Below are 17,448 nucleotides of genomic sequence, written 5' to 3'. Positions count from 1 at the left end.
CGTTCTTCATTTTCGGGGCAGGCCTAGCGAATGCGCGCCTCGGTCTTCGCGTCGAACAGATAAGTCTTGGCCGGGTCGATGGTCAGTCCGACCTTGGCGCCTTCCTCGACCTCTTCCTCGCCGCGCATTTCAACGATCAGGCGTTCGCCGGTTTCCGCCACCAGATAGGCATAGGATACGCCGCCCAGCCGTTCGGTCAGATCGACGGTATGGGTTATGCCGCCGTGGTCGATGGACAGGTGTTCGGGGCGGATGCCGAAGGCCACGGCCTGCCCCTCCGCTGCATCCTTTGCCACGCAATCGATAGAGCCGCCCGCGCCCGGAACCTCGACCACGCCCGCCTTCACGGTGCCGGACAGGAAGTTCATCGCCGGGCTGCCGATGAAGCCCGCAACGAATTTATTGTCGGGGTCACGATACAGATCCATCGGTTTGCCGACCTGTTCGATCCGGCCAAGGCGCAACACCACGATCTTGTCGGCCAGCGTCATCGCTTCCACCTGATCGTGGGTGACGTAGATCATCGTCGCGCCAATTTCCTTGTGCAGCCGCGCAATCTCGACCCGCATTTCGACGCGGAGTTCAGCATCGAGGTTCGACAGGGGTTCATCGAACAGGAAGACCTCGGGCCCGCGCACGATAGCCCGCCCGATCGACACCCGCTGCCGCTGACCGCCGGACAAGGCGGCAGGCTTGCGCTTCAGATACTCGTCAAGGCGCAGGATGCGGCTCGCCTCGGTCACCTTTTCCTTGATCTCCGCCTTGGGGTGGCCGTTCATCTTCAGCCCAAAGCCCATGTTCTCTTCGACCGTCATATGCGGGTATAGCGCGTAGGTCTGAAACACCATCGCCACGCCGCGCTCGGACGGATCAAGGCGGGTCACGTCGCGCGCACCGATCTGGATCTGGCCAGAGGTCGTTTCCTCCAACCCCGCGACCATCCGCAGGAGGGTGGATTTCCCGCAACCCGACGGCCCGACGAAAACGCAGAACTCGCCATCCGCGATATCAAGGTCGATCCCGTGGATCACCTGGGTTTCGCCGTATTTCTTGATCACGTTTCCAAGCTGGACGCCGGACATGGGCTTTCCTTTCACTGTGCTGCTTGTTCGGGAAAGCGCCAATCCTGCGCCTCCCCGGCAATGCTTTGGGCGGTGTCGCGGATCAGCGGCACCAACCCGACAAGATCGTCGATGGTCTTTCTGCTGGTCGGGCCGGTGACGGACAGGCCACCGATCACCCGACCGGACCCCGAGAGGATGGGAAGGGCGACGCAGATGATCCCCCGTTCATGTTCTTCCCGGTCAAGGCTGTAGCCTTGGCGGCGGATCGCGGCGAGTTCGCCGCGCAGATCTTCCGCCGAGGTAATCGTTGTATCCGTATAGCGGTGGAACGCCTGCTGGGTGATGACGCGATCCAGTTCCTGCGGATCGAGGAAGGCCAGCATCGCCTTGCCCACCCCGGTGCAATAGGCTGGCCCGATCTTCCCCGCCTGACTGAACATCTCGACCGGCTGGCGGGCGTTCCGTTTGTCCACATACAGGACCTGCCCCCCGTCGAGTTGTGCAAGGTGCACCGTCTCGCCCAGTTGCGCGCTTAGCCTGTCGATGTAGGGGCGGGCCAGTGGCGCGATGGAGTATTGCGACCACGCGGCATGAGCCAGACGGACCAGCCGCACCCCCGGCGCATAGGTTTGCCGGTCGGAATCATAGCGCAGCATCCGCTGATTCACGAGCGTCTGAAGAAGCCGGTACAGCGTCGCCTTGGGGAATTCTGACGCCTCGAGCAATTCGCCAAAGCGGACCGGGCGGCCATATTCGGCAACCTGATCAAGCACATCCAGTGCCTTGCCCACTGTTCCGTCTGCGGATGCAGCCATCGTCTTCCTCCCTGCCAGTCAACGGATTCCTTATTTCCGCAGGACTGGCCTGTTGACAAGCATAGGCGAGTCGCGGTTATGATTTCAATATTCAAAACCAAGTTTCAATATGTGGAACAAAAAGTTTTGACTGCGACTAAGGGAGGACACCAATGTTGCACCTGAAGAAAAGCGCGATGGCCGCGCTTGCCGTTGGCCTGTTGGCCAGCACCAGTGCCATGGCTCAGCAGCGCACGCTGACCTATTACGCCGACTATGACCCGATCCCGCTTGCCGCGATGGAAGAGCTCATCGCGGAATTTGAAGCGGCAAACCCGGATATCGATGTGGTTCTGCAGAACTTCGACCACGAAGGATACAAGACCGCGATCCGCAACTTCCTGACCACCGACGCGCCGGATCTGGCCAACTGGTATGCCGGGAACCGGATGGCCCCCTTCGTCAACTCCGGTCAGTTCATGGATGTGTCGGATGTCTGGGCCGAGAATGGCCTGTACGATTCGCTCGGGTCCGCTGCGGCGTCGATGACCATCGACGGCAAGCAGTGGGGCATCCCCTATACCTACTATCAGTGGGGCATCTACTATAACAAAGACGCCTATGCCGCTGCTGGTGTGGACGTGCCGTCGACCTGGGAAGAATTCGTCGCCAACTGCGAAGCCTTCGATGCCGCCGGCATCGACTGCCTGACCACCGGGACATCCGCCCTGTGGCCGGGGGCCGGCATCTTCGACTACATGAACCTGCGGACCAACGGCTATGAATACCACATGGCCCTGACCTCGGGCGAAGTGGCGTGGACCGATCAAGGGGTGCGCGACACCTTTGCCAACTGGGCGCAGATCCAGCCCTACATCACCGAAAACCACGCGGCGCTGGATTGGCAGGATGCCGCGGCGCTTCTGGTGCAGGGCAAGGCCGCGAACTACGTCATGGGCAACTTTGCCGTGGGCGTGTTCAAGGAAGGCGGGATGACCAACGACAACCTTGGTTTCATGCCCTTCCCGACGATCAACCCCGATGTGGCCCGCGCCGAGGAAGCGCCGACCGACACCATCCATATCCCGGCTGGTGCCACCAACGTTGAAGACGCCAAGACCTTCCTGGCCTTCATCGCCTCGGCCGACGCGCAGACCAAGCTGAACGCCGCAATCGGCCAGCTGCCGATCAACTCGGGATCGACCGTGGGTGACGACCCGTTCATTCAGGCCGGGTTCGAGCTGTTGTCGTCCACCGAAGGCGGGATCGCGCAGTTCTTCGACCGCGACGCCCCGGCGGAAATGGCCAAGATCGGCATGGAAGGCTTCCAGGAATTCATGGTTCTCCCCGAGAACCTTGACGATATCCTTGAACGCCTCGAACAGGCCCGTCAGCGCATCTACAACTGATCGCCTGACATTCGACAGCGGGCAGGACCAACCCGGTCCTGCCCACCCCGCCCGCGGTATCGCGGGCCTGTCCCTTATGACAGACTTCCGGCAGCTCGGCATGACAGGAGGGCGCGATGTCCATGACCTCGACCCAGCAGGAAACCCAGACCCGATCGTGGTGGCGTCAGAACCAGCAGCGGATCACGCCGTGGCTGTTCCTTGCCCCCGGTCTGCTGATGTTCATCATCTATGTGATCTGGCCGATCTTCTCGAGCTTCCGGCTGTCGTTCTTCGAATATGACGGGCTGGGCGAAAAAGTCTGGCTTGGTCTGGCCAACTATCAAGAGCTGTTCAGCGACCGGGCATTCAAGACCTCGCTGCGCAACAATGTCATCTGGCTGCTGATGTATATGCTGGCCGTGCCCGCCGGGCTGTTCATCGCGATCTTCCTGAACCAGACCGTGATGGGCATTCGGATCTACAAATCCCTGTTCTTCTTTCCCTTCGTGATCAGCCAGGTCGTGGTCGGCCTGATGTTTGCCTGGTTCTACGCGCCGAATTTCGGGCTTTTCTACAAGGTGATCGAGTTTTTCACCGGCAAGGGCATCGCCGTTCTGGCCGACCCGCACCTTGCGACCTACGGGATCATCGCCGCAGGGCTTTGGCCGCAGATCGCCTATTGCATGATCCTGTATTTGACCGGGCTGAACAACGTCGCCCCGGACCAGATCGAGGCCGCCCGGCTGGACGGCGCCAAAGGGTTGAAGATGCTGTGGTATGTGGTTCTGCCGCAGCTGCGGCCCGCGACCTTCATTGCCGTGGTCGTGACCGTAATCGGCGCATTGCGCAGCTTCGACCTCGTGTCGATCATGACCAACGGCGGGCCGTTCGGGTCCACCCGCGTGCTGTCCTATTACATGTATGAACAGGCGCTGTCCGAATACGGCTATCGGATGGGATATGGCGCGGCCATCGCCGTGGTTCTGTTCGCGATAATGATGGTCTTCATCTCGGGCTTCATCTGGAAGATGGTCCGCGACGAACGGGAGGGCAACTGATGTTTCCGCGTCCGATCCAGCAGGCCTCGGCCCCTGCCCGCGCGCTCTACAAGACCGCGCTTCCCATCGCGCTGTTCCTCTGGCTGTTCCCGCTTCTCGGGGTGGCGGTGACATCGCTGCGCCCGGCGTCTGACCTGGCAATGGGAAACTATTTCGGGATGCCCTCGGACATCGCATGGGGCAACTATCTTGAGATCTTCACCAATTCGCCCATCGGCCAGTACATCTTCAATTCCTTCAAGGTGACGATCCCCACGGTGATCGGGACGCTGATCCTGTCGACGATGACGGGTTTTGCGCTGGGGATTTACAGGTTCCGGGCAAACCTTTTGGTGTTCTTCATGTTCGTCGCTGGCAATTTCGTGCCCTTCCAGATCCTCATGGTGCCGGTACGCGACCTGACCTATGGCCTTGGGCTTTACAACACGACGGGCGGGCTGGCCCTCTTCCATATCGCGTTCCAGACCGGGTTCTGCACCCTGTTCATGCGCAACTTCATCGCCGCCCTGCCGCGCGAGTTGATCGAGGCTGCGCGGGTTGAGGGCGTCGCCGAATGGAAGATCTTCTGGTACATCGTGCTGCCGCTGATGCGGCCCGCGATTGCGGCGCTGGCTGTGCTGGTCTTCACCTTCATCTGGAACGATTTCTTCTGGGCCACGGTACTGACGACCTCGGCCTCGACCCAACCTGTGACGGCCGGGCTGTCTTCGCTCAACGGTCAGTGGATCGCGCAATGGCACCTTGTCTCTGCCGGGTCGATCATCGCGGCGCTACCGCCTGTTTTGATGTTCTTCCTGATGCAGAAACATTTCATTGCTGGCCTGACCCTTGGCGCGGTGAAATAGGCCCTGTAACAGAAATTGCCCAAGACCCGGCATGCATGTCGGCCAAGACCCAAAGGAAACGACCATGACCGCCCGTCCCGACTGGATCGCCATCGACTGGGGAACCACCAACCTTCGGATATGGGCCATGTCGGGCGATACCGTGCTGGACCGGCGCGAGTCGACAGACGGGATGGGAACGCTGGCGCGGGACCAGTTTGAACCGGCGCTGTTGCGTCTCGCGGGCGATTGGACCGAAAGCGCGGATCTTGCGGTGGCCTGCGGCATGGTGGGGTCCCGGCAAGGCTGGGTCGAAGCGCCCTATGTGTCCGTGCCTTGCACGCCGGGTCAGGCGACCCCGGTGATTGCGCCGATGACGACCGACGGTCTGACCGTCCATGTCATTCCGGGGATCAGCCAGACCACCCCCGCCGATGTCATGCGCGGCGAGGAAACCCAGATCGCGGGATATCTTGCCCTGAACCCCGACTTCGATGGAGTCATCTGCCTGCCCGGCACCCATACCAAATGGGCCCATGTCAGCGCGGGCGAACTGGTCAGCTTTCAGACCTTCATGACCGGCGATCTGTTTTCCGCGATCGGCGGCCACACGGTGTTGCGCCATTCCGTGCAGTCGGATGACTGGGACAGCGCCGCCTTCGACGCCGGTCTGACGGCCGGGATGGAGCGGCCCGAACGGATCGCCGCGCGCCTGTTCTCGCTTCGGGCCGAGGGGCTGTTGACCGGCTTGCCCGCCGCCGCCGCGCGCGCGCATCTGTCCGGGCTCTTGATCGGGGCCGAGCTGATTGCCGCACGACCCTATTGGCTCGGCCAGAATGTTGCGATTGTCGGCGACGGACAGCTCGGCGCGCTTTATCAAAACGCGCTGTCGCGTCAGGGTGTCTCGGCCAGCCAGACCAGCGTCGAAAACGTTACCCTTGCCGGCTTGATCCGGATGTACCGCACGTTGAAAGGATCCGCCGCATGACCCGAAACCTGATCGCGATCCTGCGCGGCATTACCCCGTCCGAGGCTGCCGATGCCGCCGCCTGCCTGACTGATGCAGGCATCACCAAGATCGAGGTGCCGCTGAATTCACCCGACCCTTTCGACAGCATCCGCGCCATGGCCGCGACCCACGGGCAGGACGCGCTGATCGGGGCCGGGACGGTCCTGTCTACCGATGATGTAGGCCGCGTGGCGCAGGCCGGGGGCCGGTTGATCGTGTCGCCCAACTGCGACCAGCGGGTCATCGTCGCCACCAAGACCGCCGGCATGGAAAGCTGGCCGGGGGTCATGACCCCGACGGAATGCTTTGCCGCGCTGAAGGCCGGGGCGGACGGGCTGAAGCTGTTTCCCGGCAACCTGCTGGGGCCGGATGGACTACGGGCGATCCGGGCGGTCCTGCCTGCGGGCGTGCCTGTCTATGCCGTTGGCGGGGCGGGCCCGGACAACTTTGCCCAGTGGTTCGCGGCTAGCGCAGACGGCTTTGGCATCGGATCGGCACTTTACAAACCCGGCATGTCCACAGCCGATATCGCCGCCCGCGCCCGCGATATCGTCGCCGCCTATGACGAGGCCCGGGGATGATCTACGACGCCACAAACTGCACGCTCGGCGAAGGCCCGCTTTGGCATCCCGAACGGAAGGAACTGTTCTGGTTCGATATCCTTGGCAAGCGCCTGCATCGCAAGGGTCAGCACTGGCAGTTCGACACCTATGTCTCTGCCGCCGGATGGGTGGACCGGGACCGGTTGATGGTCGCCTCGGCGCGGGACCTGTTCCTGTTCAACGTCGAAACCGGCGAGACCGAACGCAGCCTGTGCCCGCTGGAGGCCGACAACCCGGTGACCCGGTCAAACGACGGGCGGGCCGACCCGCAGGGCGGGTTCTGGATCGGGACTATGGGGATCAAGGCCGAACGGGGCGCCGGGGCGATCTGGCGTTACTACCGGGGCGAATTGCGCCGGCTTTTCCCCGATATCACCATTTCGAACGCGATCTGTTTCGCGCCCGATGGCGCCACCGCCTATTTCACCGACACGCCCACGCGGCAGATCATGCGGGTTGCACTGGACGCCGACGGCTGGCCCAAAGGCACGCCCGAAGTGCATATCGACCTGACCCGCGAGCGCCTGAACCCCGACGGCGCGGTCGTGGACGCGGCGGGCAACCTGTGGAACGCCCAATGGGGGGCATCGCGGGTGGCCTGCTACGACCCCACGGGGAGGTTCCAAAAGGCCGTCGGCTTTGACGGGTTGCAAACCTCTTGCCCGGCCTTTGGCGGTGACGACCTGACCACGCTGTTCTGCACCACCGCCGCCGAGGGGCTGAACGGCGATGCCGAGGGCCGCACCTATGCCGCAACGGGGCATGGCCCCGGACAGGCCGAACACAAAGTCACCCTTTGAACGGACCCGCACAAATGAAGCGCACGTTGGGCGTCTGCTACTACCCCGAACATTGGCCCGAAGACATCTGGGCCGAAGACGCCGCCCGCATGGCCGATGTCGGGATCACATGGGTCCGGATCGGCGAATTCGCGTGGTCTCGGCTGGAACCGAAGCCCGGCGATCTGCATTTTGACTGGCTGGACCGGGCCATCGCTACCCTTGGCGCGGCGGGCCTGAAGGTGGTTCTGGGCACACCCACCGCCACCCCGCCCCGCTGGATGATCGACAAACACCCCGACATGCTGGCCGTCGACGCGAACGGACGGCCGCGAAAATTCGGATCGCGCCGCCACTACTGTTTCAGCCATCAGGGATACCGCGACGAAAGCCGCCGGATCGTGCGCCTTCTGGCGGAACGCTATGGCCGCAACCCCCATGTCGCCGCATGGCAGACCGATAACGAATACGATTGCCACGACACAACCCTGTCCTACTCTGATGCGGCCCTGCACGGGTTCCGCGACTGGCTGGCCCAGCGCTATCAGTCGCCTGATGCGCTGAACCGGGCCTGGGGCAACGTGTTCTGGTCGATGGAATACGATGACTTCGACCAGATCGACCTGCCCAACCTGACCGTGACCGAACCGAATCATCCGCACCAGCTGGCCTTTCGGCGCTACTCGTCCGACATGGTCGCCGAATACAACCGGATCCAGGTCGAAGAGATCCGCAAGCATTCCAACGCGCCCATCGCCCATAATTACATGGGCAAGGTCACGACCTTTGACCATTGGAAGGTGGGGGCGGATCTGGATATCGCAAGTTGGGACAGCTACCCGATCGGGTTCCTGTCGGATCGGCTGGACGTGAACGACGACCACCGGCGGGCCTATCTGCGGCAGGGGGACCCGGACAATCAGGCCTTCCATCATGACCTCTACCGCGCCGTCGGGCGGGGTCGCTGGTGGGTCATGGAACAGCAGCCCGGCCCGGTGAACTGGGCCCCGTGGAACCCCGCGCCCCTGCCCGGCATGGTCCGGCTCTGGACGTGGGAGGCCTTTGCCCATGGTGCAGAATGCGTCAGCTATTTCCGGTGGCGGCAAGCGCCGTTTGCACAGGAACAGATGCACGCAGGGCTGTTGCGGCCCGACAGCGCCCCTGCCCCGGCCCATGCCGAAGCCGCGCAGGTGGCCAGGGAACTGGCGGCGATGCCAGAGGCGGCAGAAGCCGGGCACAGCCCGGTCGCGATCGTCTTCGACTACGAAAGCGACTGGGCGTGGAAGGTGCAGCCCCAAGGGCGCGACTTCGACTATTTCGAACTGGTGCTTTCCGCCTATCGGGCGGTTCGGTCCCTTGGGGTGAATGTCGACATCCTGCCGCCCCATGCCGCCGACCTGTCGGCCTATGCGATGGTCCTGATCCCAGGCCTTGCGCATCTGTCCGACCCGTTGAAATCGGCGCTGGCACGGTTCGACGGGCAGGCCCTGATCGGGCCGCGCAGCAATTCCAAGTCAGATGAACTTTCGATCCCGGTGCCCCTGCCCCCTGCCCTTCCCGGGCTGGAGGCAACCGTGACCCTTGCCGAAAGCCTGCCGCCCTCTGCCCCCGTGCCACTTGCCGATGGGGGCAATTTCATCCGCTGGTTCGAACACCTCGACACCTCGGCGGATGTCATCGGCACAACGACCGACGGCCGCCCCGCCTTGGTCCGGTCCGGCGCCTTGCATTACCTTGCGGGCTGGCCCGATCATGCCGCATTCAAACGGATCGCGGCCGATCTCTGCGCCAACGCCGGAATTGAAACCACTGACCTGCCTGAAGGGCTGCGGATGCGCACCACCTCGACCCACCGGTTCCTGTTCAACTATTCCGCCGAACCCCGCCGCTGGACCGACACCACAATCCCCCCCGCCGGAGTGTATTGGGAGCCGCTGACATGACCGTCTTCGGACATCTCTCGGACGGGCGGGCCGTGCACGAAATCACGCTCGACGCGCACGGAATGCAGGCCCGCATCCTGACCCTGGGGGCAATCCTGCGCGACCTGCGGCCTGCGGGGTTCGGCCATTCCGTCACGCTCGGGTCCGACCGCCTGCGCGACTATGAAACGATCATGGACTACTACGGCGCGGTCATCGCCCCGGTGGGCAACCGGATCGGCGGCGCAAAGGCGCGGATCGGCGGGATGGAACACCGGTTCGAAGCGAACGAAAACGGCCAGACAACGCTGCATTCCGGCGCATCGGGCAGCCACCGGAAGGTCTGGGACATCGTCGACCAAAGCGCCTCCCACGTGACCCTGCGGGTGCTCCTGCCAGACGGGGATGGCGGGTTCCCCGGAAACCAGATCCTGACCGTCCGCTATGACCTCGACACCAAAGGCGCGCTGACGCTTGACGTCACCGCCACAACCGACGAGCCGGGACTTATGAACGTGGCGCACCACGGATACTGGAACCTCGACGGCACCGACAGCTGGGACGGGCACCGGCTTCGGATCGCGGCGGATCATTACCTGCCGATCGATGATCTGACCTTGCCGACCGGTGACGTGATCGATGTCACCGGCACCGGCTTTGACCTGCGGGATGGACCCGTGTTGCAACGCGGCGCCCCGGCGATCGACCATAACTTCTGCACCGCGGACACAGACCAGCCGATCCGCGACGTGCTCTGGCTGACGGGGCCAAGCGGGCGGCAAATGACACTGTCCACCACCGCGCCTGGCATCCAGATTTTCGATGGGCGCAACACCGACGATCAGGGGTTCGCTGCCTACGCCGGGCTGGCAATCGAACCGCAGCATTGGCCGGATGCACCGAACAACCGGCAGTTCCCGAAGATCACCCTGAACCCGGGGCAAACCTACCGTCAGACCAGCCAGTTCCATTTTTCGGCCTGATCTCTTATTTTGCAAAAAATACTCCCGCCGGAGGCATCCGACGGGACCATTCAGGGCCAAGACCCGGACGGCGCGTTGCGGCGCCGATTTCTGAAAAGACGTGCGGCGGCAGCCGCGCCTTTGGATCAGCTTTCCGCAGCCTTGAACCAGGCCACGATGGCGGCCCGTTCGGCGGGTTCCATATAGGACAGGTTCGCCGGGGGCATGGCGTGGGTGACGCCGGATTGCAGATAAATCTCGCGGGCCTGTTCGGCGATCTGCACCTCGGTCTCCAGCATCACACCCTTGGGCGGCCACATCAGCGACCCGAACACCGGCTCTGCCGCGTGGCACATGGAACAGCGGCCCATGACGATCCCCGTGACCTCCTCGAACCCCTCGGCCGCGGCATGACGCTCGCCCGCCCGGGTCATCGCTGCCTCTTCCTCGTAGTGGTAGGCGGGTTGCGACGACAGCCAGGCGATCACGATGAACAGGATCACGGTCGCACCCCAGGTCCAGTGCGGGTTCCCTGCGCGGGCGTGCATGGTGTTGAAGTAGTGGCGGATGGTGACGCCCATCAGGAAGACGAGGCTTGCGATCAGCCAGTTCCATTCCGTCGCGAAGGCCAGCGGATAGTGGTTCGACAGCATCAGGAAGATAACCGGCAGCGTCAGATAGTTGTTATGGGTCGACCGTTGCTTGGCGATCTTGCCGTATTTCGGGTCGGGCTTGCGGCCCGCCTGAAGGTCGGCCACGACGACCCGCTGGTTCGGCATGATGATGAAAAACACATTCGCGGACATGATCGTCGCGGTGAAGGCCCCAAGGTGCAACAGCGCGGCGCGGCCCGAGAAGACATTGGTATAGAACAGCGCCATCCCCACCAGCACCACGAACAGGGCCACCATCAGGACCGTCTGGTTGGCGTTCACGAAGGTCTTGCACAGCTGGTTATAGACGATCCAGCCGAAGGCCAGCGAGGCCACCGAAATCGCCGCCCCTTGCCAGACGGGAATATCCAGCACCTCGGGGTCGATCAGGAACAATTCTCCACCCAGGTAATAGACCAGGAACAACAGGGCAAAGCCGGACAGCCATGTCGAATAGCTCTCCCATTTGAACCAGACGAGGCCGTCGGGCATGTTCGCGGGCGCAACCAGATATTTCTGGATGTGGTAGAAGCCGCCGCCATGCACCTGCCATTCTTCCCCGTCCGCCCCGCTTTCAAGGTTCCGGTCCCGGTGCAGGCCAAGATCGAGCGCGATAAAGTAGAATGACGACCCGATCCAGGCGATCGCGGTGATGACATGCAACCAGCGCACCGCGAACTCGGCCCATTCCATCAACAACACGGCATCATACATGGGTGTCCCTCCCCTCAATTCCTTTGACAGAGGCTATAGCAGTCGTCATTTGTTTGTTAATCCGCGTAATCGGGGAACACTTTCAAGGCGAACCGAAGAATGGCCTATGTCAGCAATATCCGCATGTTCGTCCGGGTCTATGAACTTGGCAGCATGAGCGCGGCCGCGCGCGACCAGCGCACATCGCCCGCCGTGGCCTCGGCCCGGATCGCAGAACTGGAAAAGCATCTGGGCCTGCGCCTGTTCAACCGCACCACACGCAGCCTGCAACCCACCGAGAACGGGCGCATCTTCTACGATGGCGCCCGCAAGGTGCTGGAGGCGATCGAAGAGGCGGAATCGGCCGTGGCCCAAACCGCCGAAAACCCGCGTGGCACCGTCTTTGTCGCCGCGCCGCTGGGGGTCGGGCGCCGGTTCATCGCGCCACATATTCCCGCCTTCAAGGATGAATACCCGCAGATCGACCTGCGCCTGCGCCTGTCGGATCGCAAGATCGACGTGGTCGCTGAAGGGCTGGATATGGCGTTCCACATCGGCCGGCTCGAGGATTCGACCCTCAAGGTCCGGCTTGTGGCGGATTGCCCCCGCATCCTCTGCGCCGCGCCCTCCTACATTGACCGGCGCGGCAATCCGGTCGATGGCGAGGCGATCGTCAAGGACAGGCACGATTGCCTGAACCTGCGCTTTCCGGGCGCGACCGAGTTTCGCTGGATGCTTCAGACCCCGACCGGCCCCGAGCGTTTCAATATCACCGGCCCGTTTGAATCGGACGATGGCGATGTTCTGACCGGCTGGGCGCTGGACGGGCGCGGGATCGTCATGAAACCGATCTTCGAAGTCGCTGATTACCTGCGCGACGGGCGGCTTGTGCCGGTGGCAACGGCGACACCGCCCACCGCCACCCAGCTGGTGTGCCTGACCCAACACCGTCGCCTGCGCGACCCGAAGATCCGCCTGTTCACCGATTTCATCACGGCGCGGATGCGCGCGGAAATGGCCGCCGCTGTCGACGGCCTGTCGCTTTAGCTGCCCCGATAGGTCGAGAAACTATAGGGCGAGACCAGAAGCGGCACATGGTAATGCGACGAGGCGTCGGAAATGCCGAACCGGATCGGCACCTCGTCCAGAAAGCGCGGCTCGTCCCCCGGCATCCCGGTCTTGCGCAGATAGTCCCCGACATAGAACAGCAACTCGTAGCGGCCGGTCTTGAAGTCATCCACCGGCAGGATCGGCCCGTCGGTCCGCCCGTCCTCATTGGTGTGTTTGGTCACCAGATGGACCCAATTGCCGTCCTCGATCCGGTACAGATCAATCTTCATCCCTTTGGCAGGAAGGCCAAGGGCCGTGTCCAGGACATGGGTCGTCAGATATCCGTCAGCCATTTTACACTCCGCTGGTTTCAGTGGCACTTATGACCCAGGCCTGCCGCCAGCGCCCATAGTCTGAGCGATATAGCACCTTCCTGCATTTCTTGAAAATTCTTCCGATGATCTGCGGTATCACAAACGGACAATCGCGCGACCAATCAGGATACAGGCATGCAACGCTACCCCCGCAACATGATCGGCCATGGCCCGGATGCACCCGATGCGGCCTGGCCGGGTGGGGCAAAGATCGCGGTCAGCCTTGTCCTGAACTACGAAGAGGGTGGCGAAAACTGCGTCCTGCATGGCGATGCGGCATCCGAAGCGTTCCTGTCCGATATTCCGGGCGCGGCCCAATGGCCGGGCAAGCGGCACTGGAACATGGAATCGATCTACGAATACGGCGCCCGCGCCGGGTTCTGGCGCCTGCATCGCCTGTTCACGTCGATGGATGTGCCCGTCACCATCTATGGCGTCGCAACCGCACTGGCCCGCAGCCCCGAACAGGTGGCCGCGATGAAGTCCGCCGGTTGGGAGATTGCCAGCCACGGCCTGAAATGGGTCGAACACAAGGACATGCCCGAGGCCGAGGAGCGCGCCCAGATCGCCGAAGCGATCCGCCTGCACACCGAGGTGACAGGCAGCCGCCCCACCGGCTGGTACACGGGCCGCTGTTCGGAAAACACCGTGCGGCTGACCGCCGAGGCGGGGTTTGACTGGATCAGCGACACCTATGACGACGATCTGCCCTACTGGCTGGAAGTGGGCGACCGGGACCAACTGGTCATTCCCTACACGCTGGAAGCCAACGACATGCGGTTCGCCACCGCGCCGGGCTACATCGAAGGCGAACAGTTCTTCCAATATCTGAAGGACGCCTTTGACGAGTTGTACCGCGAAGGCAATGAAGGCCGGGCCAAGATGATGTCTGTCGGCCTGCATTGCCGCCTGATCGGCCGCCCGGGCAAGATCGCGGGCCTGCGCCGCTTCCTTGACTACGCGCGGGGCCACGATGGTGTCTGGTTCCCCCGGCGGATCGACATTGCCCGGCATTGGGCCGAAACCCACCCGCACAAACGCTATGCCCGGCCCAGCCAGATGGACCGTGATACGTTCGTCGCGACCTACGGTGGCATTTTCGAACACAGCCCATGGATCGCCGACCGCGCCTTCGACCTTGAACTTGGGCCGGCCCACGACCGCGCCGCAGGTCTGCACAACGCGCTCTGCCGGATGTTCCGCAGCGCCACGGACGAAGAACGGCTTGGCGTGCTGACGGCCCACCCGGACCTTGCCGGGAAACTGGCGCAGGCAAAGCGGCTGACCGCGGAATCCACGCATGAACAGGCCAGCGCCGGATTGGACGCCCTGACCGACGAAGAACGGGCAACCTTTACCGCGATGAACACGGCCTATGTGGCCAAGCACGGGTTCCCTTTCATCATCGCCGTCCGCGACCACAACAAGGCTTCGATCCTCGAAGCCTTTGAACGGCGCATCGGCAATGACCGGGACACCGAATTCGCCGAGGCCTGCCGCCAGGTTGAACGGATTGCCGAATTTCGTCTGAAGGATCTCTTGCCGTGACGACCTATGCCTTTCCTCCGGGCGGCCTGCCCGATCAGTCAAAGGATCCGGCCGCTGCCGGGGCCATCTTCACCGAGGCCTATGCCTTCATTCCCGCCGACACGATGCGGGACATCGTCACCAGCCTGCTGCCGGGCTGGGACGGGACCCGCGCGTGGATCATCGCGCGCCCTTTGACCGGTTTCGCCGAAACCTTTGCCCAATACGCCGTCGAGGTTGCCCCCGGCGGCGGCAGTGACCGCCCCGAACCCGATGCAGGGGCCGAGGCCGGGATCTTCGTGGCCGATGGGCAGATGGTTCTGACGCTGGACGGAACGGCGCGAACGCTGTCGGCGGGGCACTACGCCTATATCCCGCCGGGCCGGACATGGACCCTGCGCAACAAGGGCGCGGACCTGCTGAAATTCCACTGGGTGCGCAAACGGTTCATCCCGGCAGATGAGCTTGCCCTGCCCGACCCTGTCTTCACCTCGGACGCGGCCGTTGCACCGGCAAAGATGCCCGAAACAGACAAATGGGCCACCACCCGTTTCGTGGACCCTTCCGACATCCGCCACGACATGCATGTTAACATCGTGACGTTCCAGCCGGGCGGGCGCATTCCCTTTGCCGAGACCCATATCATGGAACATGGGCTGTATGTGCTTCAGGGAACCGCGAAATACCTGCTGAACCGCGATTGGGTCGATGTGGGGCCGGGCGATTTCATGTGGCTGCGCGCCTATTGCCCGCAGGCCTGCATCGCCACCGGGGACGAACCGTTCCGCTATCTCCTCTACAAAGACGTGAACCGGCATCCAGAGCTGGTCCTGCCATGAACGCGCTTCGGATCGAACCGCTGACCGCTGCCGCCTTCGCCCCCTTCGGCGATGTGCTCGAGGCTGTGGGCGATCCGGACAAGCTGATCAATCAGGGCATGTGTGGCCGGTTTCATGACCGGGCGCGGCTGGATTTCGGTCCTGATGGCCGGGCCGGGATCAGCATTTTCAAGGCAATCCCGCGGGCGTTGCCCTATACGCTCGACCTTGTCGAACGGCACCCGGACGGAAGCCAGGCCTTCATCCCGATGAGCCTTGATCCCTTCCTGATCATCGTGGCCGAGGATGACAGCGGCACGCCGGTCAACTTCCGGGCCTTCCTGTCCACCGAGGGGCAGGGCATCAATTTTCTGCGCAACACTTGGCACGGGGTGCTGACACCGTTGCACGCGCCGGGGCTGTTTGCGGTCGTTGACAGGATCGGAGACACACCGAACTTGCAAGAATATTGGCTGGACCCACAATATGTGGTAGTCAATTAGGCGAAGCCCACAACAAAGATAGGGCAAGAATAATCAAATCAACACACAAAGGGACTGGTGAAATGACAGATACTTCCTTGGGGACGGCGGAGCAGCTCCGCGATCCCGACTATACCCCCGCACTGGCACGCGCAGTGCCGTTGGGGATCCAGCACGTGCTGGCCATGTTCGTGTCGAACGTAACACCCGCGATCATCGTTGCAGGGGCGGCCGGGATCGGCTTTGGCTCTGACCAGGGCGCGCTCGGCTTCCCGGACATGACCTACATGATCCAGATGTCGATGCTGTTTGCGGGCATCGCGACGCTGTTCCAAACCGTCGGTGTCGGCATGGTTGGCGCACGGCTTCCGATCGTGCAGGGCACTTCCTTTGCCTTCGTTCCGATCATGATCCCCGCGGTCGCGGGTCTTGGTACGGCGGGCCTTGCCGGGCTGATGACCGGTGTCATGCTGGGCGGCTTGTTCCACTTCTGCCTAGGCTTCATCGTCGGTCGCATCCGATATGCCCTGCCGCCGCTGGTGACCGGTCTGATCGTGCTGATGATCGGTCTGGCGCTGGTTCGGGTCGGCATCCAGTATGCCGCCGGTGGTGTCCCCGCCATGGGCACCGAGAAATTCGGCAGCCTTGCCATGTGGACCCCGGCCCTTGTGGTGGTGATCGTCACCCTTGCGGTGAAATTCTTCACCCGTGGCTTTATGGCCGTTGCCGCTGTGCTGATCGGGATCATCGCTGGCTATATCGTCGCGCTGATGATGGGGCAGGTCAGCTTTGGCAACGTCGGGCGCGCGGCCGTTTTCGCAATGCCCAACCCGTTCCGCTGGGGGTTCGAGCTTAACTGGGCCATCGTCATCGGGATGTGCTTCATGGCCATCGTTTCGGCCATCGAAACTGTGGGTGACGTTTCCGGGATCACCAAGGGTGGCGCCGGGCGCGAAGCAACCGACAAGGAAATCTCGGGCGCGACCTTTGCCGATGGCCTTGGGACCGCTATCGCCGGTGTCTTCGGCGGCCTGCCGAACACCTCGTTCAGCCAGAACGTCGGCCTTGTCGCCATGACCGGCCTGATGTCTCGCCACGTCGTGACCATCGGTGCGATCTTCCTGATCATCTGCGGCTTCATCCCGAAGATCGGTGCGATCATCAACACAGTTCCGATCAACGTGCTTGGCGGCGGTGTGATCGTCATGTTCGGCATGGTCTGCGCCTCGGGTGTCAACATGCTCTCGGATGTGAAATGGAACCGTCGCAACATGGTCATCTTCGCGACCGCGCTGTCGGTGTCCTTCGGGCTTCAGCTTGAACCCTCAGCCCTGCAGCATGTCGGCAAGACCCTTCAGATCCTGTTGACCTCTGGCCTTCTGCCCGCCGCGTTCATCGCGATCGTGCTGAACCTGATCCTGCCGGAAGATCTGGGCGACTAAGTCC

Annotated in this window: 17 protein-coding genes; 13 read left to right on the top strand and 4 right to left on the bottom strand. The window is 62.8% G+C overall.

Features of this window, described 5'->3' with window-relative positions; genetic code table 11:
- Positions 1-23 precede the first annotated feature (23 nt).
- Positions 24-1,082, bottom strand: coding sequence for a sn-glycerol-3-phosphate ABC transporter ATP-binding protein UgpC (gene ugpC, locus EU803_RS00775; RefSeq protein ID WP_129678949.1), 1,059 nt, complete (start codon positions 1,080-1,082; stop codon positions 24-26).
- An 11-nt stretch (positions 1,083-1,093) separates the two neighbouring features.
- Complete coding sequence (locus tag EU803_RS00770; RefSeq protein ID WP_129678948.1) at positions 1,094-1,879, bottom strand: IclR family transcriptional regulator; 786 nt, start codon at positions 1,877-1,879, stop codon at positions 1,094-1,096.
- A 152-nt stretch (positions 1,880-2,031) separates the two neighbouring features.
- Here EU803_RS00770 and EU803_RS00765 point away from each other — a divergent pair, with 152 nt between their 5' ends.
- From EU803_RS00765 to EU803_RS00730, 8 genes are all read left to right on the top strand, one after another.
- A complete protein-coding gene (locus EU803_RS00765; RefSeq protein WP_129678947.1) occupies positions 2,032-3,267 on the top strand; it encodes an ABC transporter substrate-binding protein in 1,236 nt (411 codons plus the stop codon).
- A 116-nt stretch (positions 3,268-3,383) separates the two neighbouring features.
- A complete protein-coding gene (locus EU803_RS00760) occupies positions 3,384-4,307 on the top strand; it encodes a sugar ABC transporter permease (protein ID WP_129678946.1) in 924 nt (307 codons plus the stop codon).
- On the top strand, positions 4,307-5,152 hold the full coding sequence (locus EU803_RS00755) for a carbohydrate ABC transporter permease (RefSeq protein WP_129678945.1): 846 nt from the start codon (positions 4,307-4,309) through the stop codon (positions 5,150-5,152). Before EU803_RS00760 ends, EU803_RS00755 begins: the two co-directional genes overlap by 1 nt.
- Before the next feature lie 64 nt (positions 5,153-5,216).
- The gene (locus tag EU803_RS00750) at positions 5,217-6,119 is read left to right on the top strand and encodes a 2-dehydro-3-deoxygalactonokinase (RefSeq protein WP_129678944.1); all 903 of its coding nucleotides are present in this window, start codon (positions 5,217-5,219) and stop codon (positions 6,117-6,119) included.
- Positions 6,116-6,721 carry a 2-dehydro-3-deoxy-6-phosphogalactonate aldolase gene (locus EU803_RS00745; protein ID WP_129678943.1) on the top strand — a complete coding sequence of 202 codons (606 nt, stop codon included), beginning with the start codon at positions 6,116-6,118 and terminating at the stop codon, positions 6,719-6,721. The genes EU803_RS00750 and EU803_RS00745 overlap by 4 nt, the downstream gene beginning before the upstream one ends.
- A complete protein-coding gene (locus EU803_RS00740; RefSeq protein ID WP_129678942.1) occupies positions 6,718-7,542 on the top strand; it encodes an SMP-30/gluconolactonase/LRE family protein in 825 nt (274 codons plus the stop codon). Before EU803_RS00745 ends, EU803_RS00740 begins: the two co-directional genes overlap by 4 nt.
- A gap of 14 nt (positions 7,543-7,556) precedes the next feature.
- Positions 7,557-9,464, top strand: coding sequence for a beta-galactosidase (locus tag EU803_RS00735; RefSeq protein ID WP_129678941.1), 1,908 nt, complete (start codon positions 7,557-7,559; stop codon positions 9,462-9,464).
- A complete protein-coding gene (locus EU803_RS00730; RefSeq protein ID WP_129678940.1) occupies positions 9,461-10,426 on the top strand; it encodes an aldose epimerase family protein in 966 nt (321 codons plus the stop codon). The genes EU803_RS00735 and EU803_RS00730 overlap by 4 nt, the downstream gene beginning before the upstream one ends.
- 125 nt (positions 10,427-10,551) lie before the next feature.
- On the opposite strand, the gene EU803_RS00725 is transcribed toward EU803_RS00730, so the two are convergent.
- Complete coding sequence (locus tag EU803_RS00725) at positions 10,552-11,772, bottom strand: urate hydroxylase PuuD (RefSeq protein WP_129678939.1); 1,221 nt, start codon at positions 11,770-11,772, stop codon at positions 10,552-10,554.
- Between the two features lie 99 nt (positions 11,773-11,871).
- On the opposite strand from EU803_RS00725, the gene EU803_RS00720 reads away from it, so the two are divergent.
- Positions 11,872-12,798, top strand: a complete 927-nt coding sequence (locus EU803_RS00720; RefSeq protein ID WP_129678938.1) for a LysR family transcriptional regulator — start codon at positions 11,872-11,874, stop codon at positions 12,796-12,798.
- Here the strand turns inward: EU803_RS00720 and uraH are convergent.
- Entirely contained in the window at positions 12,795-13,154 is a 360-nt protein-coding gene (gene uraH, locus EU803_RS00715) for a hydroxyisourate hydrolase (protein ID WP_129678937.1), read from the bottom strand. The genes EU803_RS00720 and uraH overlap by 4 nt on opposite strands.
- A gap of 156 nt (positions 13,155-13,310) precedes the next feature.
- Between uraH and puuE the strand changes: the two genes are divergently transcribed.
- The 4 genes from puuE to EU803_RS00695 all read left to right on the top strand — a co-directional run bounded on the left by puuE (position 13,311) and on the right by EU803_RS00695 (position 17,444).
- Positions 13,311-14,723, top strand: coding sequence for an allantoinase PuuE (gene puuE, locus EU803_RS00710; RefSeq protein ID WP_129678936.1), 1,413 nt, complete (start codon positions 13,311-13,313; stop codon positions 14,721-14,723).
- Positions 14,720-15,541, top strand: a complete 822-nt coding sequence (locus EU803_RS00705; RefSeq protein ID WP_129678935.1) for a bifunctional allantoicase/(S)-ureidoglycine aminohydrolase — start codon at positions 14,720-14,722, stop codon at positions 15,539-15,541. Before puuE ends, EU803_RS00705 begins: the two co-directional genes overlap by 4 nt.
- On the top strand, positions 15,538-16,023 hold the full coding sequence (locus EU803_RS00700) for an ureidoglycolate lyase (protein WP_129678934.1): 486 nt from the start codon (positions 15,538-15,540) through the stop codon (positions 16,021-16,023). Before EU803_RS00705 ends, EU803_RS00700 begins: the two co-directional genes overlap by 4 nt.
- Positions 16,024-16,085: 62 nt before the next feature.
- A complete protein-coding gene (locus EU803_RS00695; protein ID WP_129678933.1) occupies positions 16,086-17,444 on the top strand; it encodes a nucleobase:cation symporter-2 family protein in 1,359 nt (452 codons plus the stop codon).
- The last annotated feature ends 4 nt before the right edge of the window (positions 17,445-17,448 follow it).

The sequence above is a fragment of the Loktanella sp. IMCC34160 genome (assembly GCF_004145845.1).
Classification (GTDB): domain Bacteria; phylum Pseudomonadota; class Alphaproteobacteria; order Rhodobacterales; family Rhodobacteraceae; genus SELP01.
Note: the sequence above shows the minus strand (reverse complement) of the source record. Positions and strands in the feature narration are given on the sequence as shown.

Excerpts from the sequence above, each read along its gene's own strand:
- ugpC (WP_129678949.1), bottom strand. The coding sequence starts at position 1,082 with ATGTCCGGCGTCCAGCTTGGAAACGTGATCAAGAAATACGGCGAAACC.
- EU803_RS00770 (WP_129678948.1), bottom strand. The coding sequence starts at position 1,879 with ATGGCTGCATCCGCAGACGGAACAGTGGGCAAGGCACTGGATGTGCTT.
- EU803_RS00765 (WP_129678947.1), top strand. The coding sequence starts at position 2,032 with ATGTTGCACCTGAAGAAAAGCGCGATGGCCGCGCTTGCCGTTGGCCTG.
- EU803_RS00760 (WP_129678946.1), top strand. The coding sequence starts at position 3,384 with ATGTCCATGACCTCGACCCAGCAGGAAACCCAGACCCGATCGTGGTGG.
- EU803_RS00755 (WP_129678945.1), top strand. The coding sequence starts at position 4,307 with ATGTTTCCGCGTCCGATCCAGCAGGCCTCGGCCCCTGCCCGCGCGCTC.
- EU803_RS00750 (WP_129678944.1), top strand. The coding sequence starts at position 5,217 with ATGACCGCCCGTCCCGACTGGATCGCCATCGACTGGGGAACCACCAAC.
- EU803_RS00745 (WP_129678943.1), top strand. The coding sequence starts at position 6,116 with ATGACCCGAAACCTGATCGCGATCCTGCGCGGCATTACCCCGTCCGAG.
- EU803_RS00740 (WP_129678942.1), top strand. The coding sequence starts at position 6,718 with ATGATCTACGACGCCACAAACTGCACGCTCGGCGAAGGCCCGCTTTGG.
- EU803_RS00735 (WP_129678941.1), top strand. The coding sequence starts at position 7,557 with ATGAAGCGCACGTTGGGCGTCTGCTACTACCCCGAACATTGGCCCGAA.
- EU803_RS00730 (WP_129678940.1), top strand. The coding sequence starts at position 9,461 with ATGACCGTCTTCGGACATCTCTCGGACGGGCGGGCCGTGCACGAAATC.
- EU803_RS00725 (WP_129678939.1), bottom strand. The coding sequence starts at position 11,772 with ATGTATGATGCCGTGTTGTTGATGGAATGGGCCGAGTTCGCGGTGCGC.
- EU803_RS00720 (WP_129678938.1), top strand. The coding sequence starts at position 11,872 with ATGGCCTATGTCAGCAATATCCGCATGTTCGTCCGGGTCTATGAACTT.
- uraH (WP_129678937.1), bottom strand. The coding sequence starts at position 13,154 with ATGGCTGACGGATATCTGACGACCCATGTCCTGGACACGGCCCTTGGC.
- puuE (WP_129678936.1), top strand. The coding sequence starts at position 13,311 with ATGCAACGCTACCCCCGCAACATGATCGGCCATGGCCCGGATGCACCC.
- EU803_RS00700 (WP_129678934.1), top strand. The coding sequence starts at position 15,538 with ATGAACGCGCTTCGGATCGAACCGCTGACCGCTGCCGCCTTCGCCCCC.
- EU803_RS00695 (WP_129678933.1), top strand. The coding sequence starts at position 16,086 with ATGACAGATACTTCCTTGGGGACGGCGGAGCAGCTCCGCGATCCCGAC.